Annotated in this window: 3 protein-coding genes; 1 reads left to right on the forward strand and 2 read right to left on the reverse strand. The window is 45.1% G+C overall.

The window, feature by feature from the left end:
• The coding region (locus R8N28_RS23935; RefSeq protein ID WP_318183511.1) for an alpha/beta hydrolase at positions 1-397 on the reverse strand (397 nt) is incomplete at its 3' end.
• Positions 398-517: 120 nt separating this feature from the next.
• Positions 518-1,108, reverse strand: coding sequence for a TetR/AcrR family transcriptional regulator (locus R8N28_RS23940; protein ID WP_017447068.1), 591 nt, complete (start codon positions 1,106-1,108; stop codon positions 518-520).
• Positions 1,109-1,361: 253 nt separating this feature from the next.
• On the opposite strand from R8N28_RS23940, the gene R8N28_RS23945 reads away from it, so the two are divergent.
• The coding region (locus R8N28_RS23945; protein WP_318183512.1) for an acyltransferase family protein at positions 1,362-1,820 on the forward strand (459 nt) is incomplete at its 3' end.

Genomic DNA, 1,820 nt, shown 5'->3' on the forward strand with positions numbered 1-1,820 from the left:
CACGCACAAAGCCCGGAATATGGCCATATTGACCATCACTTTCACCATGTGCTGGATGATCGTAAGCCAACGCTGTAAATCCACAAGCCGCGATATGCTCCATCAACGGATAAAACTGGCTCGCCGTGCCCGACCAACCATGAGTCAGAACCCACACAGGCCCCTGACCCAACGAATACGTTTTGATAGCCCCAGTGTGCCCTTGGATTTCTGCTTTAACTAATCCTTGCGGCTCCGCATTTTTTGGTTGCGTACGCGCAGGAGTAAGCAGCAGTTTTCGCGCCGTTTTCTTCGCATGCGATGGGGCCAATGTGTGGTGCAAGCGGGTACTGATGTTGACGAGACTGCGCTTCACACTAAAACGCTGCGAGGTATTAAAATAGATTTTCTCACTCATGATCTTTTCCTTAGTTATCAGCACACTTAGCAAAAATAGAACGGTCGTGCTTTTTATGCTGATAAGAAAGAGCGAACTCTGTCGCTCTTTAAAATGAATCTTCGTTACCCGTAGACGGTGTTAAACTCTCCATCGAGCAAGCAAGTTGTCGATGCCTTGCCAAAATAGGCGTAAGCTCTCTTCCTCACCTTTGATCGAATAGAAAACGTGCGCGCTCAGGTACTGCCCGTATAAATCGAACGTCGCCTGACGAGTATCTAAGTCGCTTATAAACTCTTGGTTTTCTTTGCCTTTCGCAATTTGAATTTCTAGATAACTTAACCAAGTATCAATCGCTTTACGTAATGCCGCTTGTAACGGACAATTTTTGTCTGCGGCATCATTCCACGCATCAAGGAACATACAGCTGCCTTGAAATGAATGGTTCCACGTCATCCAAGAATCCAACAACCCTCGGATTTTCCGCTCAATATTGCCATCACCAAGCCCACGTGCAGGTTCAATCACTCTTTCAGCAAACACTTGGTTTGCGTACTCAAGCACGGAAAGCTGCAAATTCAACTTGGAATTAAAGTGAGCAAACAGACCACTTTTGGACATGCCACACTGCTTCGCTAGTTCGCCAATGGTGAGGCTTTCTAAGCCGTCTTCACTGGCAATTTCAAATGCACGCTGCAGAATGAACTCTTTCGTTACTTTTCCTTTTTTCATAACTGTAGTTTTAGCACGATCGTTCTTTTTTGCAATGAAGAGTTAACTGGTCTAACCATCTATCCATATTATTTTCTTGCTAAGATCGACCTATTGAGTGGGTTAATAGATGCGGAATCAAGAAGTTTGAAGTGAGTCTTAAATTCAGACATTGCTAAGGTTCAAGCTGCAATGTGTTGATTTTTTCATGCATGAAGTGCGTCGCGAACTGTTACTTTCGCTGAAGTTTTTTATTCATTTAGGTAAGTAACGTATGGCGACAAACCGAAAAATAGCCAGTTTAGAATTTGCACGCATCATTGCCATGGTGGCAATTGTCGGGCTGCATTGCCAAATGGCCCTCACTTATTGGCAGTGGGATGGCGTACCTTGGGTTGGTTATCTTCTTAATCAGCTCGCTCGTTTTGCGGTTCCACTTTTTTTCCTTATTTCTGGTTACCTTATCCAACCTAAGCTGAGCAGCAATCCACTCGAAACTTTAGCCAACTATGCGAAACCTCTAATGAAAATTTGGTTGGTTTGGAGCGTGATCAGCTTACTCATGCCGTTCCAATGGCAAGTCGTAGCAGAAGCGGGATACCTTGCCGAACGACAAGGCTACTGGGGATACTTAGCGTCTGCACCACTGAATTCATTACTAGAAGGCGGGCTTGTCCACCTGTGGTTTATTCCAGCATTGGTGATTGCGGTCGCTATCATCGCCTGCTTAGTT

The organism is Vibrio sp. Vb1554 (assembly GCF_033344235.1).

Coding starts and splice junctions, on each gene's coding strand:
- R8N28_RS23940 (WP_017447068.1), bottom strand. CDS start 1,108: ATGAAAAAAGGAAAAGTAACGAAAGAGTTCATTCTGCAGCGTGCATTT.